19 protein-coding genes and 1 tRNA gene are annotated in these 22,115 nt (G+C 54.9%); 13 read left to right on the top strand and 7 right to left on the bottom strand.

Going from position 1 to position 22,115, the window contains the following annotated elements; all coding sequences use genetic code 11:
- Positions 1–40 precede the first annotated feature (40 nt).
- Genes ACG0Z5_RS05775 through yejF form a run of 4 tightly spaced genes read left to right on the top strand, consistent with a single transcriptional unit; the run spans position 41 to position 5,557 of the window.
- Positions 41–1,837 carry an extracellular solute-binding protein gene (locus ACG0Z5_RS05775; RefSeq protein WP_394446148.1) on the top strand — a complete coding sequence of 599 codons (1,797 nt, stop codon included), beginning with the start codon at positions 41–43 and terminating at the stop codon, positions 1,835–1,837.
- A gap of 9 nt (positions 1,838–1,846) precedes the next feature.
- Complete coding sequence (locus tag ACG0Z5_RS05780) at positions 1,847–2,941, top strand: microcin C ABC transporter permease YejB (protein ID WP_394446032.1); 1,095 nt, start codon at positions 1,847–1,849, stop codon at positions 2,939–2,941.
- Positions 2,941–3,966 (top strand): microcin C ABC transporter permease, encoded by a 1,026-nt coding sequence (locus tag ACG0Z5_RS05785; RefSeq protein ID WP_394446033.1) that lies wholly within the window; start codon positions 2,941–2,943, stop codon positions 3,964–3,966. Before ACG0Z5_RS05780 ends, ACG0Z5_RS05785 begins: the two co-directional genes overlap by 1 nt.
- A 1-nt stretch (position 3,967) precedes the next feature.
- Positions 3,968–5,557: a microcin C ABC transporter ATP-binding protein YejF gene (gene yejF, locus ACG0Z5_RS05790; RefSeq protein WP_394446034.1), complete on the top strand. Its 1,590-nt coding sequence runs from the start codon at positions 3,968–3,970 to the stop codon at positions 5,555–5,557.
- Positions 5,558–5,560: 3 nt separating this feature from the next.
- Here the strand turns inward: yejF and ACG0Z5_RS05795 are convergent, their stop codons facing one another.
- The 3 genes from ACG0Z5_RS05795 to rsuA form a co-directional block, all read right to left on the bottom strand.
- Positions 5,561–5,905, bottom strand: coding sequence for a YejG family protein (locus ACG0Z5_RS05795; protein ID WP_319628897.1), 345 nt, complete (start codon positions 5,903–5,905; stop codon positions 5,561–5,563).
- 308 nt (positions 5,906–6,213) lie between these two features.
- Positions 6,214–7,410, bottom strand: a complete 1,197-nt coding sequence (locus ACG0Z5_RS05800) for a Bcr/CflA family multidrug efflux MFS transporter (RefSeq protein ID WP_394446035.1) — start codon at positions 7,408–7,410, stop codon at positions 6,214–6,216.
- A gap of 27 nt (positions 7,411–7,437) precedes the next feature.
- The gene (gene rsuA / locus ACG0Z5_RS05805; RefSeq protein WP_394446037.1) at positions 7,438–8,133 is read right to left on the bottom strand and encodes a 16S rRNA pseudouridine(516) synthase RsuA; all 696 of its coding nucleotides are present in this window, start codon (positions 8,131–8,133) and stop codon (positions 7,438–7,440) included.
- Between the two features lie 147 nt (positions 8,134–8,280).
- Between rsuA and ACG0Z5_RS05810 the strand changes: the two genes are divergently transcribed.
- Entirely contained in the window at positions 8,281–10,038 is a 1,758-nt protein-coding gene (locus ACG0Z5_RS05810; protein WP_394446039.1) for a DEAD/DEAH box helicase, read from the top strand.
- A 169-nt stretch (positions 10,039–10,207) separates the two neighbouring features.
- A complete protein-coding gene (gene rplY / locus ACG0Z5_RS05815; RefSeq protein ID WP_319628893.1) occupies positions 10,208–10,495 on the top strand; it encodes a 50S ribosomal protein L25 in 288 nt (95 codons plus the stop codon).
- Positions 10,496–10,548: 53 nt separating this feature from the next.
- On the opposite strand, the gene yejK is transcribed toward rplY, so the two are convergent.
- Positions 10,549–11,550, bottom strand: coding sequence for a nucleoid-associated protein YejK (yejK, locus tag ACG0Z5_RS05820; RefSeq protein ID WP_394446041.1), 1,002 nt, complete (start codon positions 11,548–11,550; stop codon positions 10,549–10,551).
- 133 nt (positions 11,551–11,683) lie between these two features.
- Between yejK and ACG0Z5_RS05825 the strand changes: the two genes are divergently transcribed.
- The 4 genes from ACG0Z5_RS05825 (at position 11,684) to ACG0Z5_RS05840 (ending at position 14,012) form a co-directional block, all read left to right on the top strand.
- Positions 11,684–11,911: a YejL family protein gene (locus ACG0Z5_RS05825; protein ID WP_394446042.1), complete on the top strand. Its 228-nt coding sequence runs from the start codon at positions 11,684–11,686 to the stop codon at positions 11,909–11,911.
- Between the two features lie 24 nt (positions 11,912–11,935).
- On the top strand, positions 11,936–13,696 hold the full coding sequence (yejM, locus tag ACG0Z5_RS05830; protein WP_394446043.1) for an LPS biosynthesis-modulating metalloenzyme YejM: 1,761 nt from the start codon (positions 11,936–11,938) through the stop codon (positions 13,694–13,696).
- Positions 13,697–13,771: 75 nt separating this feature from the next.
- Positions 13,772–13,848, top strand: a tRNA-Pro gene (locus ACG0Z5_RS05835).
- Between the two features lie 65 nt (positions 13,849–13,913).
- Positions 13,914–14,012, top strand: coding sequence for a YoaK family small membrane protein (locus ACG0Z5_RS05840; RefSeq protein WP_319628889.1), 99 nt, complete (start codon positions 13,914–13,916; stop codon positions 14,010–14,012).
- Positions 14,013–14,020: 8 nt separating this feature from the next.
- Here the strand turns inward: ACG0Z5_RS05840 and ACG0Z5_RS05845 are convergent, their stop codons facing one another.
- Entirely contained in the window at positions 14,021–14,656 is a 636-nt protein-coding gene (locus ACG0Z5_RS05845) for a helix-turn-helix domain-containing protein (RefSeq protein ID WP_394446044.1), read from the bottom strand.
- Between the two features lie 194 nt (positions 14,657–14,850).
- Here ACG0Z5_RS05845 and ACG0Z5_RS05850 point away from each other — a divergent pair, with 194 nt between their 5' ends.
- On the top strand, positions 14,851–16,824 hold the full coding sequence (locus ACG0Z5_RS05850) for an alkyl/aryl-sulfatase (RefSeq protein ID WP_394446045.1): 1,974 nt from the start codon (positions 14,851–14,853) through the stop codon (positions 16,822–16,824).
- 168 nt (positions 16,825–16,992) lie between these two features.
- Positions 16,993–17,484: a serine protease inhibitor ecotin gene (eco, locus tag ACG0Z5_RS05855; RefSeq protein WP_394446046.1), complete on the top strand. Its 492-nt coding sequence runs from the start codon at positions 16,993–16,995 to the stop codon at positions 17,482–17,484.
- 43 nt (positions 17,485–17,527) lie between these two features.
- On the opposite strand, the gene mqo is transcribed toward eco, so the two are convergent.
- Positions 17,528–19,183 (bottom strand): malate dehydrogenase (quinone), encoded by a 1,656-nt coding sequence (gene mqo, locus ACG0Z5_RS05860; RefSeq protein ID WP_394446047.1) that lies wholly within the window; start codon positions 19,181–19,183, stop codon positions 17,528–17,530.
- A 275-nt stretch (positions 19,184–19,458) separates the two neighbouring features.
- Between mqo and ACG0Z5_RS05865 the strand changes: the two genes are divergently transcribed.
- Positions 19,459–20,706, top strand: a complete 1,248-nt coding sequence (locus ACG0Z5_RS05865) for a SulP family inorganic anion transporter (protein ID WP_394446048.1) — start codon at positions 19,459–19,461, stop codon at positions 20,704–20,706.
- On the opposite strand, the gene mgtE is transcribed toward ACG0Z5_RS05865, so the two are convergent.
- A complete protein-coding gene (gene mgtE / locus ACG0Z5_RS05870) occupies positions 20,669–22,105 on the bottom strand; it encodes a magnesium transporter (RefSeq protein WP_394446049.1) in 1,437 nt (478 codons plus the stop codon). The two genes, ACG0Z5_RS05865 and mgtE, sit on opposite strands and share 38 nt — an antisense overlap.
- Positions 22,106–22,115: the final 10 nt, after the last annotated feature.

Raw genomic sequence — 22,115 nt, forward strand, 5'->3', positions numbered from 1 at the left:
ATGACCGCAGAAGGAACAGACATCGGTGATTGTTGTGCGCATGGGTTTAATGATGCTGGCGCTGTTGACCCTGACGGCGCAGGCTGAAAACATCAAAGAGAGCTCCGCGTTTGCCGTCATTGGCGAACCGAAGTACGCCTTCAACTTTACCCACTACGACTACGTAAACCCGGCGGCCCCAAAAGGCGGCGCGGTCACGTTGTCGGCCCTGGGCACCTTCGACAACTTCAACCGTTTTGCGCTGCGTGGTAATGCTGCCGCGCGCACCGAATCGCTGTATGACGCGCTCTTTACCACTTCCGACGACGAGCCCGGCAGCTACTATCCGCTGATAGCCGATATGGCTCGCTATGCCGATGATTTCTCCTGGGCAGAGGTGACGATTAATCCGCGCGCCCGTTTTCATGATGGCAGTCACGTCAGTGCAGAAGATGTCGCCTTCACGTTTCATAAATTCATGACCGAAGGGGTGCCGCAGTTTCGTCTGATCTACAAAGGCACCACCATCAAAGCCATCGCCCCGCTGACCGTACGCATTGAACTGGCGAAGCCGAGCAAAGAAGATATGCTCAGCCTGTTCACGCTGCCGGTAATGCCTCAGAAATTCTGGCGTAATCACAAGCTCAGCGACCCGCTCTCTACCCCACCGCTGGCCAACGGCCCCTATAAAATCACCACCTGGCGGATGGGCCAGTATGTGGTCTACTCCCGGGTGAAAGATTACTGGGCCGCCGATTTACCGGTGAATCGCGGGCGCTGGAATTTCGACACAATTCGCTACGACTACTACCTCGATGATAACGTTGCCTTCGAAGCCTTCAAGGCTGGCGCTTTTGATTTCCGAACTGAAAGCAGCCCGAAAAACTGGGCCACGCGCTACATTGGCAAAAACTTCAATACCCATTACATCGTCAAAGAAGAAGAGAAAAATGAATCCGCACAGGACACCCGCTGGCTGACGTTCAATATTCAACGCCCGGTGTTTGCCGACCGAAAAGTGCGGGAGGCTATCGGCCTGGCCTTTGATTTCGAATGGATGAATAAGGCGTTGTTCTACGGGGCATATAGCCGGACCAACAGCTATTTCCAGAATACCGAGTATGCCGCACGGGGTTATCCCGATGCGGATGAACTGGTGCTGCTGGCCCCAATGAAAAAGGATTTGCCGCCGGAGGTATTCACCTCCATTTATGCGCCGCCTCAGTCCAACGGCAACGGTTTTGACAGAGAAAATCTACTGAAGGCCGATAAGCTGCTCACCGACGCAGGCTGGGTGCTCAAAGGCCAACAGCGCATCAACGCCAAAACCGGTAAGCCGCTGCAATTTGAGCTGCTGCTGCCCTCGGCAGGGAATAACCAATGGGTTATGCCATTCCAGCACAATTTACAGCGCCTCGGCGTGACCATGGATATTCGCCAGGTTGATATGTCGCAGGTCACCAACCGGATGCGCACCCGCGATTACGACATGATGCCGCGTCTGTGGCGGGCGATGCCGTGGCCGAGCGGCAGCGATTTACAGATTTCCTGGGCCTCGGCGTACATCAATTCCTCCTACAACGGTCCCGGCGTCAGCAGCCCGGTTATCGATAATCTGATTGCCCAGATGATCCAGTGGCAGGGAAATAAACAGAAACTTCTGCCGCTTGGACGAGCGTTGGACCGCGTGTTAACCTGGAATTTCTACCAACTGCCGATGTGGTATATGGCCTCGGACAGAATGGCCTACTGGAATAAATTCTCGCACCCGACGGTTCGCCCCGTCTATTCGCTGGGCTTTGAAAACTGGTGGTACGACGTGAACAAAGCGGCGAAACTGCCGGAAGCCCGGCGCTAAGGAGCAACGATGGGCGCTTACCTGATCCGCCGACTGCTGTTGGTTATCCCAACGCTGTGGGCCATCATCACCATCAATTTTTTTATTGTGCAGGTTGCGCCCGGTGGCCCGGTGGACCAGGCCATTGCGGCGATTGAGTTTGGCAACAAAGGCAGTATGCCAGGCAGCGGCGCGGAAGGCATGGGGGCTTCTCATGCACGGACGGGCGTTGGTAACCTCAACGAAAGCCAGTATCGCGGCGGACGGGGTCTTGACCCGGAAGTCATCGCCGAAATCACCCACCGCTACGGTTTTGATAAACCGATGCACGAGCGCTACTTCAAAATGCTTTGGGACTACGTACGCTTCGACTTTGGCGACAGCCTGTTCCGCAGTGCCTCGGTGCTACAGCTGATTAAAGAAAGTCTGCCGGTGTCGATTACCCTCGGGCTATGGAGCACGCTGATAATCTATCTGGTGTCGATTCCGTTGGGTATCCGCAAAGCGGTCCACAATGGCAGCCGGTTCGACATCTGGAGCAGCGCATTCATTATCATCGGTTACGCTATCCCGGCGTTCCTGTTCGCCATTGTGTTGATTGTGGTGTTCGCGGGCGGCAGTTATTACGACATCTTCCCGCTGCGAGGGCTGGTTTCTGCCAATTTTGATACCCTGCCGTGGTATCAAAAGATAACCGATTATTTGTGGCACATTACGCTGCCGGTGCTGGCGACGGTGATTGGCGGGTTTGCCGCGCTAACGATGCTGACCAAAAATGCCTTCCTCGATGAAGTGCGTAAACAGTACGTGGTCACCGCCCGGGCGAAAGGTGTGAGCGAGAAAAATATCCTCTGGAAACATATCTTCCGCAACGCGATGCTGCTGGTGATCGCCGGGTTCCCGGCCACCTTTATCAGTATGTTTTTCACCGGATCGTTGCTGATTGAGGTGATGTTTTCGCTCAACGGCCTGGGCCTGCTGGGCTATGAAGCCACAGTTTCCCGCGATTATCCGGTGATGTTTGGCACCCTGTACATCTTCACCCTGATTGGCCTGCTGCTGAACATCATCAGCGATATCAGCTATACGCTGGTCGATCCGCGCATCGATTTTGAGGGCCGCTGATGCCACGTTTAAGCTCCGTCAATCAGGCCCGCTGGGCACGCTTTCGCCATAACCGCCGGGGATTCTGGTCGCTGGTGCTGTTCCTGATTATTTTTGTCTGTAGCCTCTGTGCGGAATTGATCGCCAACGATCGCCCACTGATTGTGGAATACCACGGCGAAGTCTATTTCCCGGCGCTAAAAACCTACAGCGAGAAAGATTTTGGCGGCCAATTTGCCACCGCGGCCGATTACCAGGATCCGTGGCTGCAAAAACAGCTCAGCGAGCATGGCCGGGTGCTGTGGGCGCCGGTTCGTTTTGGCGCCACGTCGATCAACTTTTCCACCGACCGCCCCTTCCCTTCACCTCCTTCGGCACAAAACTGGCTGGGCACCGATGCCAACGGCGGCGATGTGCTGGCCCGCATTCTATACGGTACCCGCATTTCGCTGCTGTTCGGCCTGATGCTGACGCTATGTTCCAGCGTGATGGGAGTGCTTGCAGGGGCGATTCAGGGCTACTACGGCGGCAAAATCGATCTGTGGGGCCAGCGCTTTATCGAGGTGTGGTCCGGGATGCCGACGCTCTTTTTAATCATCCTGCTTTCCAGCGTGATCCAGCCTAATTTTTGGTGGCTGCTGGCGATCACCGTGCTGTTTGGCTGGATGACGCTGGTCGGCGTGGTGCGCGCGGAGTTTCTGCGTACCCGTAATTTCGATTATATCCGTGCAGCGCAGGCGCTCGGCGTGGGCGATCGCGGCATTATCTTCCGCCATATGCTGCCCAATGCAATGGTCGCTACCCTGACCTTCCTGCCGTTTATTCTGTGCAGCTCGATTACCACCCTCACCTCGCTCGATTTTCTCGGCTTTGGTTTACCGCTCGGGTCGCCGTCGCTGGGCGAACTGTTGTTGCAGGGTAAAAACAATCTGCAGGCCCCGTGGCTAGGCATCACCGCCTTCCTGTCAGTGGCGGTATTGCTGTCACTGCTGATTTTCATCGGTGAAGCCGTGCGCGACGCCTTCGACCCCAGTAAGGCGGTGTAAAATGACGCAGCCATTATTAACGATTGATAATCTCTCCATCGCTTTCAGCGCTCGGGGTGAAGCGCGTACCGTGGTCAGCGACCTGTCGCTACAGGTGGAGGCCGGGGAAACGCTGGCGCTGGTCGGCGAATCGGGCTCTGGCAAAAGCGTATCGGCGTTATCCATTCTACGCCTGCTGCCCACCCCGCCGGTGAGTTATCCCACCGGGGATATCCGCTTTCACGGTGAACCACTGCTCCATGCCGACGAGCGCGTACTGCGTGGGATCCGCGGCAACCGTATCGCGATGATTTTTCAGGAGCCGATGGTCTCGCTCAATCCGTTGCACACCCTGGAAAAACAGCTGTATGAGGTGCTGTCCCTGCACAGGGGGATGCGCAAAGAGGCCGCCCGGGGGGAGATCCTCACCTGTCTGGATCGGGTGGGGATCCGCAATGCAGCCCGACGACTGAATGATTATCCGCATCAGCTATCCGGTGGCGAGCGCCAGCGGGTAATGATTGCGATGGCGCTGCTGACGCGCCCGGAGCTGCTGATTGCCGATGAGCCGACCACCGCGCTGGACGTCTCGGTGCAGGCGCAAATCCTGCAACTGCTGCGCGAGTTACGCCAGGAGTTGAACATGGGCCTGCTGTTTATCACCCATAACCTGAGCATCGTGCGTAAGCTTGCCGATAACGTGGCGGTGATGCAGAACGGACGCTGCGTGGAGCAGAATACCGCCCCCGCGCTGTTCGCCAGCCCACAGCATCCTTACACCATCAAGCTGCTCGACAGCGAACCGACGGGCGAACCGGTCCCGCTGCCGCCGGAGAGCGTGCCGCTATTACAGGTAGAAAATTTGCAGGTCGCCTTTCCCCAGAGAAAAGGGATTTTTCGCCGTATCGTTGCCGAAAACAAGGTAGTGAACAACGTCAGTTTTACCCTGAGAACGGGCGAAACGCTGGGTCTGGTGGGGGAATCCGGCTCCGGTAAAAGTACTACCGGCCTGGCGCTGCTGCGCCTGATTGCATCGGCGGGCGATATCATGTTTGATGGGCAGAAGATTCAGGGCCGCAGCCGGAAAGAGATGCTGCCCCTGCGCCACCGCATTCAGGTGGTGTTTCAGGACCCGAATTCCTCACTCAATCCGCGTCTGAACGTCCTGCAAATTATTGAGGAAGGCCTGCGGGTGCATCAGCCCGCGTTGAGCAGTACGGCACGGGAAGCCGAGGTGGTCAGCGTAATGAAAGAAGTGGGGCTTGACCCGGAAACGCGCTGGCGTTACCCGGCTGAGTTTTCCGGCGGCCAGCGTCAGCGCATCGCCATCGCCCGAGCGCTTATCCTCAAGCCACAGCTGATGGTGCTGGACGAACCGACCTCCTCGCTCGACCGCACGGTGCAGGCGCAGATCCTCGCCTTGCTGAAATCACTTCAGCAAAAACACCAACTGGCCTATATCTTCATCAGCCATGACCTGCACGTGGTGCGGTCGTTGTGCCATCAGGTGATTGTGCTGCGTCAGGGAGAAGTGGTTGAACAGGGAGAGTGTCAGCGCGTGTTCGCCGAACCAGCGCAAGAGTATACCCGTCAGCTGATTACGCTAAGCTGACGCTCAGAATGGATTGTTTCCCGAGAATGGCTCAGCGATAGCCACGCCGAAATTTTTCAACCGGCAGGTGGCTGCAAACTCGTCCTGCATGTTCACAAACAGGCACGGCTCGCCTTCGCATTCCAGCACCGAACTTGGCAGTTCGATGTCGGTCAATGCCTGGCTTAGCTTCTGCATCACCGGCCAGGCGGTATCACCATCCGGGCTCAGTAATTTTAATGCCACAAGGCAATCATCATCCGCGTTATCGTTTTGCGGAATCGGTTCAACTCTTGAACCCGCAAAACCGGCGGACCAGCGATAGCTCTGCGGCAGTCGGTGTACGATAGAGAGTTGGATTGTATTCACGTCTTTTCCCCGGAAGCAAAATGCTTCACAAATATTCAAATCCATTTTAACACATCGTTGACAATTCGTCCTGCATCCAGCAAAGGTTACGTACGTTTTTATCGTCACTCGTATGCCGGACCGGCATAACGGCGCTATATGTACCCGTTTCTGTGATCTAAAACAATCTTTTTGTCTACAACGCTGTGACTTTTTACACTAATTGATTTTACACAATTTAAACAAAGTCGAGCAGAAGAAAAAGCGTAGCGGTTGATATGCATCAAAAAGGGGCGTCGAAACGCCCCTTTTTGTTCCCCGGAGACGGGTTATAGCGGCGTTTTGCGCGGTCGGCTGGCGTAGAGATAGAACAAAATGGAGCAGGTTGCACAAAACGCGATGGAAAACAGCATCGGCCAGGCGGTGACAAAGGTAGCCATCGACAGGAGTGCACCAACAATCGCGCCAATCCCAAAGCGGAACGTCCCCGCCAGCGACGAGGCGGTGCCCGCCATGTGCGGGAATTCGTCGAGTATAACCGCCATCGCATTGGAAGAAACCATCGACACGCAGCCGACAAACGCTGCCACACCCAGCACCAGCGACCAGAAGCCGACGCCTAACAGGGCACAAACCACCATCCACGCCGCCATCGCGAGCTGGATCCATAACCCGGCGCGGAACATGTTCAGCGCCCCAACCCGGCGCACAAAGCGGCTGTTGATAATGGTCATGATGAACAGGAACACGATATTCAGCGCAAAGTAATAGCCGAAATGCTGCGGCGAAACATGGTTCAGTTCGATATAGACAAACGGCCCGGCGCTGAGGAATGAGAACATCCCGGCAAAGCTGAAACCGCTCGCCAGCATGTAGCTCAGCACCCGCTTGTGGCGGAACAGCGAGGCAAAGTTACCCATTGTGGTGCGAATGTGGAACTTCTGTCGGCGCTCCGGCGGCAGGGTTTCATCAATAAAGAAGAAGATCATGGTTGAGGCCAGCAGCGCGGCAATCGCGAGGATCCAGAAAATCGCATGCCAGCTAAACCATACCAGTACCGCCCCGCCGACCATCGGTGCCACCAGCGGCGCAATGGTCGTCACCAGCATGACGAAGGACATCATGCGGGAAAACTCTTCTTTTGGATAAATGTCGCGCATCAGGGCGTTAATCACCACGCTGGCTGCCGCTGCGGCCAGACCGTGGAAAAAGCGCATCACAATCAGGTGTTCAATACTCTGCGACAACGCACAGGCCACTGCTGCGGCGGCGAATATCAGCGTGCCGCCGAGAATGACCGGTTTGCGACCGATGCTGTCGGCCATCGGGCCGTACAGCAGCTGACCAAGGGCAAAACCCAGAATATAGGTACTGAGCGTCATCTGCGCGCTGCCCGCCGGGACGCCGAACTGCGCAGAGATAACCGGCAGCGCCGGGAGATACATATCAATTGAAAGCGGCATCAGCATGGCTAATAAGCCAAGGATGAACACAATTCCCAGCGATGAGCGCTGCCTGGTAGTCACAAATTCACTCCTGAAGTTAGCGCGGCTCTAACCCACGCTGGCGATTTCTTCTTCGGTCAGCGCCCGGTATTCGCCCGGGGCCAAATCATCATCCAGTTTAATCCCGCCGATTCGCTCGCGGTGCAGACCCACAACGTGGTTGCCCACTGCCGCAAACATGCGCTTCACCTGGTGATAGCGCCCTTCGCTAATAGTCAGCCGAACTTCGGTTGGGGTAATGACTTCCAGCTGCGCCGGTTTAGTCAAGTCTTTTTCATTATGCAGCTGAACGCCGTGGGCGAATTGTTCTGCCGTGTCATCGGCAACCGGCGATTCCAGCGTGACCAGATAGGTCTTCTCGCAATGGTGGCGCGGCGACGTAATGCGGTGTGACCACTGACCGTCGTCGGTCATCAGCACCAGGCCGGTAGTGTCGATATCCAGGCGTCCGGCGGCATGTAGCTTGTGCGCCACAGGTTCGTCGAGGAAATACAGCACCGTCGGGTGATCCGGGTCTTCCGTTGAGCACACATAACCCTGAGGTTTGTTGAGCATGAAGTAGCGCGGGCCGTTCTGCTGGGTCAACGGATTTCCGTCGTATTCCACATCGTGTTCCGGCTGGAGCTGAAAAGCGGAGAGTTTGACAATCTCGCCGTCCACGGTAACGCGGCTGGCGCGGATCTCACGCCCGGCAATAGCACGGCTGACGCCGAGTTGCTGAGCGATAAACTTATCGAGTCGCATGAAGTATTTTTAGCCTGTAAGAGTGCGGTGTCGGGCGACGCCCGAAAATGAAGCGATATCAGGGTCCAAGTATAACGGCCCTGCTAAGCCACTCAAGCGAAAAGATTCATGGCATACTATTGGGGTGTAAATAATGACGCCTGAAATATGACCTTTACGCTTCGCCCCTATCAGCAGGAAGCGGTGGACGCCACCCTCTCCCACTTTCGTCAACACCAACAGCCTGCAGTAATTGTGCTGCCCACCGGCGCGGGCAAAAGCCTGGTTATCGCCGAACTCGCGCGCCTGGCACGTGGCCGTGTGTTGGTACTTGCTCACGTCAAAGAACTGGTGGCACAGAACCACGCCAAATACCTGGCGCTGGGGCTTGAAGCCGATATCTATGCCGCCGGGCTGAAGCGCAAAGAGAGCCTCGGCAAAGTGGTGTTTGGCAGCGTGCAGTCTGTGGCGCGTAATCTGGACCATTTCCAGGGCGAGTTTTCGCTGCTCATTGTCGATGAGTGCCATCGCATCAGCGACGATGATGACAGCCAGTACCAGCAAATCCTTGGCCACCTCAAAAAGGTAAACCCTCACTTACGTTTGCTTGGGCTAACCGCCACGCCGTTTCGTCTTGGCAAAGGCTGGATTTATCGCTTTCATTATCACGGCATGGTGCGCGGCGATGAAAAAGCGCTGTTTCGCGACTGTATTTACGAACTCCCGCTGCGCTACATGATCAAGCACGGCTTCCTGACGCCGCCGGAAAGGCTTGATATGCCGGTGGTGCAGTATGATTTCAGCCGCCTGCAGGTGCAGAGCAATGGCCTGTTTAGCGAAGCGGATCTCAACCACGAGCTGAAAAAACAGCAGCGCGTGACGCCGCACATCATCAGCCAGATTGTTGAGTTCGCGCAGAACCGCAAAGGGGTGATGATTTTTGCCTCCACCGTCGAGCATGCCAAAGAGATAACCGGGCTGTTACCCGCCGGGGATGCGGCGCTGATTACCGGCGAGACGCCAACTCCAGAGCGCGACCGGTTGATCGAAGCCTTTAAAGCACAGCAGTTTCGGTTTCTGGTCAACGTCGCAGTGCTGACCACTGGCTTTGATGCGCCACACGTCGACCTGATTGCGATTCTGCGCCCAACCGAATCCGTTAGTCTGTATCAGCAAATCGTTGGTCGTGGCCTGCGCCTGTCTCCGGGTAAGACCGATTGCCTGATTCTGGACTACGCCGGTAATCCGCATGATCTGTTCGCTCCGGAAGTCGGCGCGCCAAAAGGCAAAAGTGACAACGTCCCGGTGCAGGTTTTCTGCCCTTCCTGCGGCTTCGCCAATACCTTCTGGGGGAAGACCACCGCCGATGGCACGCTGATTGAACATTTTGGCCGCCGTTGTCAGGGCTGGTTTGAAGACGATGATGGCCATCGCGAACAGTGTGATTTCCGCTTCCGCTTTAAAAACTGTCCGCAGTGTAACGCTGAAAATGACATTGCCGCCCGTCGCTGCCGGGAATGTGACACGGTGCTGGTCGACCCGGACGATATGCTGAAAGCCGCGCTGAAGCTTAAAGACGCGCTGGTGCTGCGCTGTAGTGGTATGACGCTTCAACACGGTGGCGATGAAAAAGGCCCGTGGCTGAAAGTGACCTATTACGATGAAGACGGGGCGGATGTAAGTGAGCGCTTCCGTCTGCAAACGCCCGCGCAGAAAACGGCGTTTGAACAGCTGTTTATGCGGCCACACACCCGCACGCCCGGCATTCCGCTGCGCTGGATAACCCCGGCGGATATCCTCGCCCAGCAGGTTTTGCTTCGTCATCCGGATTTTGTTGTCGCCCGTAAGAAAGGGCAGTTCTGGCAGGTACGTGAAAAAGTCTTTGATTATGAAGGCCGTTTTCGTCGGGCCAATGAACTGCGCTGAACGCATCCCGCCTGGCGCGCCCAAAGGGTTTCTTCGCGCCTGGGGTGTAGTTTCCATTGCCCCCGAGGGGATTGAGGGCTATAATCCCGCCCGCTTTTGCATGTGCAAAGCAGATCATTTGCCTGTTGCTGGGTCGCCTGTAACAGGATTACTAATAGAGAGATGTTCAATGTTTACTTTAAACGCAGAAGTACGTAAAGAGCAGGGTAAGGGTGCGAGCCGCCGCCTGCGTACAGCTAACCTGTTCCCGGCAATCGTCTACGGTGGCGACGCTGCCCCAGTAGCCCTGGAACTGGACCACGACAAAGTGTGGAACCTGCAGACTAAAGAAGGTTTCTACACCGAAGTCCTGACCATCGCTGTTGCTGGTGGTAAAGAAGAAAAAGTTAAAGTTCAGGCTGTTCAGCGTCACCCGTTCAAGCCAAAACTGACTCACATCGACTTCGTTCGCGCGTAATCGCTGACAAGTTGAAGAAAACCCCGCCTCGGCGGGGTTTTTTTATATCTGCATTATTTGCTGGTGCGACGCTGGAGCTGGTCGCGCAGATTCGGCGGTGTGCCTTTGATGGTCAACGTATCCGTGGCCGGATCCCAGAAAATACGCTCACCGAGCAGCATGGCATCGAAGTTGATCGTCAGACCCCCGCCGCTTCCGGCATATTTGGTCAGCTGACGCAGGGTGCTTCGGTCTGCCGGGAAGCTCTCTTCCAGCTCGTAGCCTTTGTCCGCCGTGAACTCGTGGAAGCTAACCTCACTGACGCCCGACAGCTCTTTGGACAGCGACTCCAGTTCGATCTCTTCCCCGGCCTGCAGCTGTTCGTTGCAGTAGGTGTAGACCTGCTGACGCACGTTTTGACGCTCGGATTTATCGAGCTGCGCTTCGGCGGTGAAATCATCAACGGCCTGCAATAAACCCCGGTTTTGCGCTTTTGCATTCAGCCCTTCGCTGGCGCCCAGGAAATCCATAAAGAAATCGGCCACTTTGCGGCCAACTCGCCCTTTCAGGAAAGTCAGATAGCGGCTGGACTCTGGATTGGTTTCCCACTCGGTGAGATCAATACGCGCCACGATGTCGGCATGATTGATGTCCAGATAATGCGTAGAGCTGATATCCAGCTGCTCATTGACGCGCATACTGCTCAGGTTGTTGAGCACCGCCACCAATAAATACTCGACCGCCAGATAGCGATAGTGGCAGAACAGTACGATGCCGCCGTCAGCAAACGGGTATTTCGCCAATTCGTCTCGTAGACGTCCGGTTGCCGCTCGGCTAAAGGCCAGGAAATCTTCCTCGCCCTGTCGATGCAGGCGCAGAGACTGGGCCAGTTCGCTTTCTTCGTTGAACATGCCATAGGCCTTGTTCTTCGCGCTGTAGACCCGATGCAGCTCGGCCATCATCTCTTCGACCGTTGCCGTCGGCTCCAGCAAGGTATCGCGCAGCACCACTTCAAGGTTATTTTCATCACGCTTGATCATCTGGTGCAGGGCAATCTGGTTGATATCCAGACTCATGTTAAACTCTCCTTTTAGACCGGGCGGTATTCAACCACCGCGGACGCAACTGTGTAAAGTCGAAAAAAAGCGGAAAAAAAGCTGCTGCTACGGTAATATGTTGCCCTTTCATGAACAAACAGATTCTGGATTTATGCCGCAAATCTCCCGCTACAGTGATGAACACGTTGAACAACTGCTGACTGAGCTTGCCAACGTGCTGGAAAAACACAAGGCACCAACCGACCTTTCACTGATGGTGTTGGGCAATATGGTGACTAACCTGATTAACACAAGCGTCGCACCAGCCCAGCGCTCGGCGATTGCCCGCTCCTTTGCTCAGGCGCTGCAATCTTCTGTTAGCGACAAACCGGCGCACTAAGCACGAAGGAAGACGACAAACAGTATGGTGACTCATCGTCAGCCCTACCGAGAAAAAGTGTCCCAGATGGTCAGTTGGGGGCACTGGTTTGCCCTGTTCAACATTCTTCTGGCCGCCGTTCTCGGTAGCCGTTATCTGTTTGTCGCAGACTGGCCGACGACGCTGTCGGGTCGCGTGTACTCGTACATCAGCCTCGTCGGACATTTCAGCTTCCTGGTTTTCGCCAGTTATCTGCTGATCCTCTTCCCGCTAACGTTTGTCGTCATGTCGCAGCGGCTGATGCGGTTCCTGTCCGCAATCCTCGCCACCGTCGGCATGACGCTGTTGCTTATCGACAGCGAAGTCTTCACCCGTTTCCACTTGCACCTCAATCCAATTGTGTGGGAACTGGTCATCAACCCCGATCAGAACGAGATGGCCCGCGACTGGCAGCTGATGTTCATCAGCGTCCCGGTTATCCTGCTGATTGAAATGCTGTTCGCGACCTGGAGCTGGCAAAAGCTGCGTAGCCTCACCCGTCGTCGGCATTATGCGCGCCCGGTAGCATGGTTCCTGTTTACCGCGTTTGTCGCAACCCATGTGATGTACATTTGGGCCGATGCTAATTTCTATCGTCCGATAACCATGCAGCGCGCTAACCTGCCGCTCTCTTATCCGATGACTGCCCGTCGCTTCCTTGAGAAACACGGCCTACTGGACGCGGAAGATTATCAACGTCGTCTGGTAGAACAAGGCGACCCGGAAGCCGTTTCTGTCCAGTATCCGCTGAGCGACCTGCGCTACCGCGATATGGGCACCGGGCAGAACGTGTTGCTCATAACGGTAGACAGCCTGAACTACTCCCGCTTTGAGAAGCAGATGCCTGCGCTGAGCAGTTTTGCTCAGCAAAACCTCAACTTTACCCAGCACATGAGTGCCGGTAATGCCACAGACACGGGTATTTTCGGTCTGTTCTACGGGATTTCCCCAAGCTATATGGACGGCGTGCTGTCCGCGCGCGTGCCTGCCGCGCTGATTTCCGCGCTCAACCAGCAGGGTTATCAACTTGGTCTGTTCTCTTCTGACGGCTTTAGCAGCCCGATGTATCGCCAGGCGCTGCTGTCAGACTTCTCTCTGCCACCGTCCAAATCGCAGAAAGATGCGGACACCGCCAGCCAATGGATCAACTGGCTGGGCAGCTACGCGCAGGAAGATAACCGCTGGTTCTCCTGGATTTCATTCAACGGCACGACCCTGAATGACAGCCAGAAACAAAACTTTACCCGTCGTTATGCTCGTGCGGCAGCGGATGTGGATAACCAAATTGAGCGCGTGCTTACCGCGCTGAAAGCCTCCGGCAAGCTCGATAAAACGGTAGTCATTATCACCGCAGCGCACGGCGTTCCGCTGGATAAAGCAGGTGCCAAATTCGAGTGGTCACGCGGACAGCTTCAGGTACCGCTGGTCATTCACTGGCCGGGCACCCCGGCGCAAGAAATCAGTACTCTGACCAACCATAAAGACGTGATGACCACGCTGATGCAGCGCCTGTTACACGTCAACACCCCTGCGAATGAATACTCACAGGGCCAGGATCTGTTTATTGCCCCGCGCCGTCACAATTGGGTAACCGCCGCGAGTAACTCTGACCTGGCGATCACCACGCCGAGGGTCACCGTGGTGCTCAACCATAACGGCAGCTACCGCACGTGGGATCGCGACGATCAGAAGGTCGAAGACGGGAAACCACAGCTAAGCCTGCTGTTGCAGGTGCTGACAGAAGAAAAACGTTTCATCGCCAACTGATTGGTTATTTATCAATCACCTGACCAGCACCGTCTTGCATTCGGCGTTGAAAACGGTAGTATTATTTTTCTGCATCGGCACGTAGCGCAGCCTGGTAGCGCATCGTCATGGGGTGGCGAGGGTCGAGAGTTCAAATCTCTCCGTGCCGACCAACATTCAATAAAAAAGCCAATCCTTATCGATTGGCTTTTTTTTCACTGCTAATACACGAGGTTTTATGCGCATCGGTATCGCCTTCCCTATCCTGTGTTTTGTCGTTGCGGTCGCTTTTTTGGCATGGTTTATCATTGGCGGTTACGCCACACCAGGCTCATAACGTCGCCCTTAATACTCCTCCGGCAGCGTCTTGTTGATTGACACCAGTTTGCCTTTTTCAACGGTGATATAGCCGCCCTCTTTCAGGTCGGCCAGCACCCTGAACACATGGGTGCGCGACAGATTGGTTCGCCGTATGATAAACGCCGCCAGCCCTTCCCGTTCGTGCTTGTGAGTCTGGCTGCGATACAGATAACGAAACAGCATCGGTTTGATGGTTTGATAGCTGGTCAACTGCTTTCGCTCGACGTGCAGGTCGAGACTAAAGATGGTCATGTAGATAAGTATTTTGGTCAGCTCAATGACGCGCTCCGGGCCTGAGTGAATAAAAATTCGATCGAAATCTGCCTCGGCTAATTTAATCACCACCAGCGGCGTCATACTGGTATATTCAAAATTGACCAATGGGCAATAACGTTCCATCAATCCAATCGGCATATATTCAATGGCGTTCCCCACAATTAAACCATTACCGGTTGCCGATATGGCTAAAGAGCCTTCAACAATAAAATAGATGTACCCGGATTCCAGCTCAAGCTTATGACTAACCGGAAACACAAATCGCTCACCTTTCTCTGTAATATCAGACAGATGACTATCAATGTTGAGCGTTCGGTAGTAGCTGTGTAATTGCGAAAAATCCACGTAGCGCCTCTTTTATTATTTTTAAATTTCTCTGCTCATTTATTTATTATAGCAGCATTCATCTGCTGAGATATCCGCAACTCCCATATGGGACTAGTCATATCTAACATCCCCCCATAAACTAATGAATATCTTTTCGACAGTCCCGATTATCTCAAAAATCAATTCTGGCACAATCCCTAAGAGGCCATTTAATGAAACTCAATAAAATAGCGATGCAGTTAGCCATTGCAGGAATGCTGACATCATTGTCCGTTCCTGCGCTGGCGAATGTCATGCCTAAAGAGGCGACCAGCGCCACAATTCAGGCGAATAACGCGCTGTATCAGAAATTACCTTTTGCCGATCGCACCGATTTCGCCAATGCGCATAAAGGCTTTATTGCGCCACTGCCGCAGAACATCATTAAAGGTGAAAAAGGCAACGTCATCTGGGATCCGGCAAAGTACGCGTTCGTTAAAGAAGGTGAACGGGCGCCGGCTACAGTGAATCCAAGCCTGTGGCGTCAGTCTCAGCTGATTAATATCGGCGGTCTGTATCAGGTGACCGACGGCGTTTACCAAATCCGTAATCTTGACCTGTCAAACATGACCATCGTCGAAGGTAAAGACGGTATTACGGTTATCGATCCGCTGATTTCTGAAGAAACGGCAAAAGAAGGCCTGGATCTGTACTTCAAAAACCGCGGTAAAAAGCCGGTAGTCGCGATCGTTATCACCCACAGCCACGTTGATCACTATGGTGGATTACGCGGTGTGGTTGACGCAGCCGATGTGAAATCCGGTAAAGTAAAAATTTATGCACCGGCAGGCTTTATGGAAGCCGCCGTTGACGAAAACATCATGGCGGGTAATGCCATGAGCCGTCGCGCCAGCTATATGTATGGCAACCTGCTGAAAGCCGATGCCAAAGGCCAGGTAGGTGCGGGTCTGGGTACCACCACCTCCGCCGGGACAGTTACCCTGCTGCAACCGACCAACTATATTACCCATACCGGTCAGGAAGAGGTTATCGACGGCCTGACCTACGATTTCATGATGGCGCCGGGTTCGGAAGCACCGTCTGAAATGCTGTGGTATGTGAAAGAGAAGAAAATGATCGAAGCAGCGGAAGATATCACGCATACGCTGCACAACACCTATTCGCTGCGCGGCGCGAAAATCCGCGATCCGCTGGCATGGTCTAAATACATCAACGCGGCGATCGAGCGTTGGGGTAACGATGCGCAGGTGATCATCGCCCAGCACCACTGGCCAACCTGGGGTAACGCCAACATTGTCCAGCTGATGAAAGGTCAGCGTGATATGTACCGTTACATTAACGACCAGACGCTGCGTATGGCCAATGAAGGCCTGACTCGCGATGAGATCGCCGCCAACTTCAAACTGCCGGAAACCCTGGAGAAAACCTGGGCCAGCCGCGGTTACTACGGCTCCGTCAGCCATAACGTGAAAGCGACCTACGTGTTCTATCTCGGCTGGTTCGATGGCAACCCGGCCACTCTCGACGAACTTCCGCCGACTGAAGCGGCGAAGAAATTCGTGGAGTACATGGGCGGCGCCGACAAGATCATGAGCAAAGCCAAAAACGATTATGCGCAGGGTAACTACCGCTGGGTCGCGCAGGTGGTCAGCAAAGTCGTATTCGCCGATCCAACCAACCAGGATGCGAAGAATCTGGAAGCCGATGCCCTTGAGCAGTTAGGCTATCAGGCTGAATCGGGTCCGTGGCGTAACTTCTATCTCGCCGGTGCGCAGGAATTGCGTAATGGCGTGGTGAAGATGGCGACCCCGAACACGGCCAGCCCGGATACCGTCCGTGCAATGACCCCAGAAATGTTCTTCGACTACATGGGCGTTCACCTGAACGGCGTGAAAGCGGCCAATGCAAAAGCACTGATTAACTTCGACTTCGGCGAGCAAGGCAAATATAAGCTGGAGCTGGAAAATGGCGTACTGAACCACACCGCCAATACTCAGGCTAAAGATGCTGATACGACGATTTCTATGTCTCGCGATACGCTTAACCGTATTATCCTGAAACAGGAAACCGTGCAGCAGGCGAAAGCGAACGGTGATATGAAAATCACTGGCAACGCCGCCAAGCTGGATGAACTGATGAGTTACATGGACAAGTTCGACTTCTGGTTTAACATCGTCACACCATAACTGCCCTTCCCTGCGTCGCGCCTCGTCGCAGGGAATTCTTTTCCCTTCCTCACCTCCCTCTGCCAGAACATATCACTGCCACTTATTAAAATATGGGTAAATTCTGCTTATCATTCAGCTCAGGAATGTTACGATCCGCCTGTTGCTAACTGATCAAAAGGATTAACAGTGAAAAACGCATCCAAATTTGCTGCCGCCGTCTTCTCTCTGGCGTGTGTGTCCACCAGCGCCTTCGCGGCCAATACCCCACTGGAAAAAGTGGCGCCGTATCCACAGGCGGAAAAAGGCATGAAGCGTCAGGTCATTACGCTGCCGGAGCAGAAAGACGAGTCTGGCTACAAAGTAGAACTGCTGATCGGTCAAACGCTGGAAGTCGACTGTAATCAGCACCGCCTGGGTGGCGAACTGGAGAGCAAAACGCTTGAAGGTTGGGGCTACGACTACTACGTATTCGACAAAGTGACTTCGCCAATGTCGACCATGATGGCCTGCCCGGATGGCAAAAAAACAGAGAAGTTTGTGACGGCATATCTGGGTGACGATGCGATGGTACGCTACAACAGCAAGCTGCCGATTGTGGTTTATACCCCGGAAAATATCGACGTCAAATACCGAGTCTGGAAAGCGGAAGACACCGTGCAGAACGCCGAAAAACGCTAAGCCTGAAGACAAAAAAGTCCCGTAAACCGGGACTTTTTTACAGTTACAGCGCGATGTCCGCCACGGGTTTGAGTTCCACTCGCGGGGTGGCCGTGAACTGAGGCGCAGGAACCGGGTCGACCGGCGTTTCAGCCTCGTAGCGCAGACCCAACACTTCGCTGGTATGCGCCAGCGTCTGCTGAATCGCCTGCGGGTCACCGCTCAGACGACTGCCGTAAGTCGGCACCACCGAACGCAGTTTTTCCTGCCACGCCGCGCTGGTCACCTTCTCTTTAAAGACCTGCTCCAGCAAATGCAGCATGATAGGGGCCGCCGTAGATGCGCCCGGTGATGCGCCGAGCAGCGCCGCCACGGTGCCTTCATCATCGCTGACCACTTCGGTGCCCAGGCGCAATACGCCGCCTTTATCTGCATCGCGCTTGATAATTTGTACCCGTTGCCCGGCCTGCCACAGCCGCCAGTCGCCTTTCTTCGCCAACGGATAGTATTCCTGCAACGCCGCCAGACGGTCTTTATCTTTCTGCATCACCTGACCGACCAGATACTTCACCAAATCGAAGTTATCGAGACCGACGTTAATCATCGGCAAGATGTTCGATTTATTGGTTGAACCTAAAAGGTCCCACAGCGAACCATTTTTCAGGAATTTGGTGGAAAACGTCGCAAAGGGTCCGAACAGTACCGCACGTTTCCCGTCGATAATACGGGTGTCGATATGCGGGACCGACATCGGTGGCGCACCGACCGATGCCTGACCGTACACTTTCGCCAGATGGTGATTGACCACGTCCGGGTTTTCACACACCAGGAACTGACCACCTACCGGGAATCCGGCGTACTCTTTGGCCTGTGGAATGCCGGTCTGTTGCAGCAGTTTCAGCGCCGCGCCGCCTGCACCGATGAAGATAAATTTCGCCCTAATGGTGCGGCGAATTTTACGGTCGTTAGCGTCACTAACCGTCACCGTCCAGCTATTATCGGCATTACGTTTGAAGCGGCGCACGACGGTGTTGAGCTGCAATGAGAAATTGTCGTGGCGGCGCAGGCCCGCAATCAGTTGGCGGGTGATTTCCCCGTAGTTGACGTCGGTGCCAATTTCGGTGCGCGTCGCGGCCACTTTCTGCTGCGGGTCGCGCCCTTCCATCACCAGCGGCGCCCATTTTTTGATTTGCTCAAGATCTTCGGAGTAACGCATTCCCTGGAACAGCGAGTTTTGCTGGAGCGCGGCATAGCGGGCGCGCAAGAAATTGACGTTATCTTCGCCCCACACAAAACTCATGTGCGGCACGGTGTTGATGAAGGTTTTCGGCTGTTGCAATACGCCGCGAGTGACCTGGTGCGCCCAGAACTGGCGCGAGATCTGAAAGGCTTCATTAATCTCGATAGCTTTGTCGATGCTGACAGAACCGTCCGCCTTTTGCGGCGTGTAGTTCAGTTCCATCAGGGCGGCATGGCCGGTACCGGCGTTGTTCCAGCCGTTGGAGCTTTCCTCGGCGACGCTTTCCATACGTTCGACCATGGTAATAGACCAGTCTGGCTCCAGTTCCTGAAGCCAGGTTCCCAGCGTGGCGCTCATGATGCCACCGCCAATCAACAATACATCCGTCTCATGCTCGTTACGGGAGTTGGAGTGGTCTGCCAGAGGTTCAGCATGCAAACCAACCGCCTGTGAGCTGCGTACGGCCATCTTTTTAGTCATCGTAATGAGCCTTACTGTACTCGCGTTTTTTGTTTTAGCGCAGGTGAAACGATTCGGGGAAATCAACGTTATCACTGACGGTGAAAGATTTAAATATTGTTTAAAATTTAAGTTCTGTTTTGATAACTGTTATAAAAATGTTTAATAATTGTGTCACGCAAATGAGTATTGGTACTGGCGAAATGTGACGCAACGCGGTAATATCGCCCGTTTTGTGACGCGCCGCACATCGCGCGCCTTATCGTAAACCGGTCATCCATAACCTGACTCTCTCTATGCCTGATACCTCTTCATCTTTAAAGAATGCTGAACAAGGTGCGCTCGCGACCATCGTGCGCTCCCCTACCCTTTTACTGCGCGAATCGCTGGCGGGGGTGATTACCGCGCTGGCGCTCATTCCGGAAGTGATTTCCTTTTCGGTGATCGCAGGCGTAGACCCTAAGGTCAGCCTGATTGCCTCAGTAGTGCTGTGTCTGGCGATGTCGGTATTAGGTGGGCGTCCGGCCATGGTCACGGCGGCAGCGGGCTCGGTCGCGCTGGTGATTGGCCCAATGGTGCATCAGCACGGGGTGGCATATATTCTGCCCGCGGTAGTGATGGCGGGCGTCATCCAGATAGCTTTTGGCGTATTCGGCATGGCAAAGCTGATGCGTTTCATCCCGCAGGCGGTAATGACCGGGTTTGTGAATGCACTGGGGATCCTGATTTTCTTCGCTCAGGTACCGCATTTCTGGAGTAAAAACCCGCTTATTCTGGCGCTGTTTGCCGCCACGCTGCTGATTGTTCTGTGGGCGCCGAGGGTGATTAAGAGCATCCCTTCTCCGCTGATTGCTATCGTGCTCCTGACTCTGTACACCGTGTTCAGCGGGCAAATCCTTCCGACCGTCGGTGATGAAGGGTCGATGACCGGCGGTTTACCGGGCTTCACCCAGCTGCTGGTGCCGCTCAATCTGGAAACATTGCAAATCATCTGGCCCTGCGCGTTAAGCATCGCCTTTGTCGGCCTGATGGAATCACTGCTGACGGCAAAACTGGTGGACGATCTCACCGTCACACCATCGAATAAAGCGCGGGAAAGCGCCGGGCTCGGTATCGCTAACATTCTTTCGGGATTCTACGGCGGGATTGCCGGATGTGCGATGATCGGTCAGACCATCGTTAACGTTGAGATGGGTAAAGGCCGCAGCCGTGTTTCCACCCTGGTAGCCGGGCTGGTGCTGTTACTGCTGGTAACCGGGTTGAGTAACGTGATGGCCAAAATTCCGATGGCGGTACTGGCCGGGATCATGGCGATTGTGGCGGTGAAAACCTTTAGCTGGCATAGCATTCAACCCACGACGCTAAAACAGACGCCGTGGTCAGTCACGCTGGTGATGCTGGTGACGGTGGCTGCCACCGTCAGTACCGGCAACCTGGCGATTGGTGTGCTGGCCGGGATTGTGGCGATGGTGCTTATCCCGAAACGCATTCGCCGCCATCACGCGGCTAAAGCAGAAATATCGTCGCCAGACCCAGAAAAATAAAGAATCCGCCGGTGTCGGTGATGGCGGTGATCATCACGCTGGAACCGACTGCCGGATCGCGTCCTAACTTGGTCATGATCATCGGGATAAGCACGCCCATCAGCGACGCCACCAGCAGGTTGAGCACCATCGCCAGCATCATTACCCCGCCCAGCTGAGGATCGTCATACAGCCACCAGGTCACTCCGCCCATAATCCCGCCCCACACCAGGCCGTTAATCAGCGCCACGCCCATTTCACGCAGGATCAGGAACGAAAAGTTCCCCGGCTGAATGTGCTGTAGTGCCAGAGCACGGACGATCATGGTTATGGTCTGATTGCCGGTGTTACCGCCGATACCCGCGACAATCGGCATCAGCGAAGCCAGCGCCACCAGCTGTGAGATGGTGTGCTCGAAGCCATCAATCACCCGGGAAGCAATAAACGCGGTGCAAAGATTGACGGCCAGCCAGCCCCAGCGCGTTTTTACCGCTTTGCTGACCGGGGCGAAGACATCCTGCTCGTTGCTCAGGCCGCTCATCTGGCGAATATCGTTATCGGTCTCTTCGTAGACCACATCAACAATCTCATCGATGGTCAGACGCCCGAGCAGTTTGCCTTCGGCATCAATCACTGCGGCGCTGAGTAAGTCATCACGTTCAAAAGTACGCGCAACTTTTTCCGCATCTTCTTCCGGATGGAAGGTGACCGGCTCCGCCTCCATGACCTCGTTAACCCGGCGTTGTGCCGGGTTGAGGAGAATAGTTTGCAACGCCAGTTCACCCAACAGCGTTTTGTCGCGGGTGGTGACAAACAGTTTGTCGGTGTTACCCGGCATTTTCCCCAACCGCCGCAGATAGCGTTGTACCGCCCCGAGCGTGACGTCCGGGCGAATGACGATCACCTCGAACTCCATGATCGCCCCCACGCTGTCAGGGGCGTAATTCATCACCTGACGGACGCGGGCGCGTTCTTCCGCCGGAAGGGTGGCCAGCAGGCGGCCGGTCAGGTTACGGGGAAGGTGCTGAACGAGATAGATTTTTTCATCGATATCGAGGGCGTCAAGCGCATCCAACAGCGCTTTGTCACTCATGCCCTCAATCAAATCTTCATAGACGCTTTCCGAGGCCTCCAGCAGCACGTTGCCGCGCTTGCTGTCTTCCACCAGACCCCAGAGCGCATGGCGTGCATCGGAAGGCAGCGCCTCAAGGGTATCGGCCAGATCGGGCGCGGGCAGATGCGCCACCAGCGCGCCGACTTCCGCGATGTCATCCGCCAGCTTCCCGGCGTCATATTGTTCGACCAGGGTCAGTTTGTTGGTCAACGCCGAGGTGATGGCTTTATCGGTGGTCAACAGCCAGATCAGGCGCGCACGTTCCTGGTCGCGGAGTCTGGCGCTGTTTTTATGAAACAGGGACATCGGTTGGCAA

Source organism: Scandinavium sp. M-37 (assembly GCF_043558715.1).
Lineage (GTDB): Bacteria > Pseudomonadota > Gammaproteobacteria > Enterobacterales > Enterobacteriaceae > Scandinavium > Scandinavium vulneris_A.

Excerpts from the sequence above, each read along its gene's own strand:
- ACG0Z5_RS05775 (WP_394446148.1), top strand. The coding sequence starts at position 41 with ATGGGTTTAATGATGCTGGCGCTGTTGACCCTGACGGCGCAGGCTGAA.
- ACG0Z5_RS05780 (WP_394446032.1), top strand. The coding sequence starts at position 1,847 with ATGGGCGCTTACCTGATCCGCCGACTGCTGTTGGTTATCCCAACGCTG.
- ACG0Z5_RS05785 (WP_394446033.1), top strand. The coding sequence starts at position 2,941 with ATGCCACGTTTAAGCTCCGTCAATCAGGCCCGCTGGGCACGCTTTCGC.
- yejF (WP_394446034.1), top strand. The coding sequence starts at position 3,968 with ATGACGCAGCCATTATTAACGATTGATAATCTCTCCATCGCTTTCAGC.
- rsuA (WP_394446037.1), bottom strand. The coding sequence starts at position 8,133 with ATGCGACTCGATAAGTTTATCGCTCAGCAACTCGGCGTCAGCCGTGCT.
- ACG0Z5_RS05810 (WP_394446039.1), top strand. The coding sequence starts at position 8,281 with ATGACCTTTACGCTTCGCCCCTATCAGCAGGAAGCGGTGGACGCCACC.
- rplY (WP_319628893.1), top strand. The coding sequence starts at position 10,208 with ATGTTTACTTTAAACGCAGAAGTACGTAAAGAGCAGGGTAAGGGTGCG.
- yejK (WP_394446041.1), bottom strand. The coding sequence starts at position 11,550 with ATGAGTCTGGATATCAACCAGATTGCCCTGCACCAGATGATCAAGCGT.
- ACG0Z5_RS05825 (WP_394446042.1), top strand. The coding sequence starts at position 11,684 with ATGCCGCAAATCTCCCGCTACAGTGATGAACACGTTGAACAACTGCTG.
- yejM (WP_394446043.1), top strand. The coding sequence starts at position 11,936 with ATGGTGACTCATCGTCAGCCCTACCGAGAAAAAGTGTCCCAGATGGTC.
- ACG0Z5_RS05840 (WP_319628889.1), top strand. The coding sequence starts at position 13,914 with ATGCGCATCGGTATCGCCTTCCCTATCCTGTGTTTTGTCGTTGCGGTC.
- ACG0Z5_RS05850 (WP_394446045.1), top strand. The coding sequence starts at position 14,851 with ATGAAACTCAATAAAATAGCGATGCAGTTAGCCATTGCAGGAATGCTG.
- mqo (WP_394446047.1), bottom strand. The coding sequence starts at position 19,183 with ATGACTAAAAAGATGGCCGTACGCAGCTCACAGGCGGTTGGTTTGCAT.
- ACG0Z5_RS05865 (WP_394446048.1), top strand. The coding sequence starts at position 19,459 with ATGCCTGATACCTCTTCATCTTTAAAGAATGCTGAACAAGGTGCGCTC.
- mgtE (WP_394446049.1), bottom strand. The coding sequence starts at position 22,105 with ATGTCCCTGTTTCATAAAAACAGCGCCAGACTCCGCGACCAGGAACGT.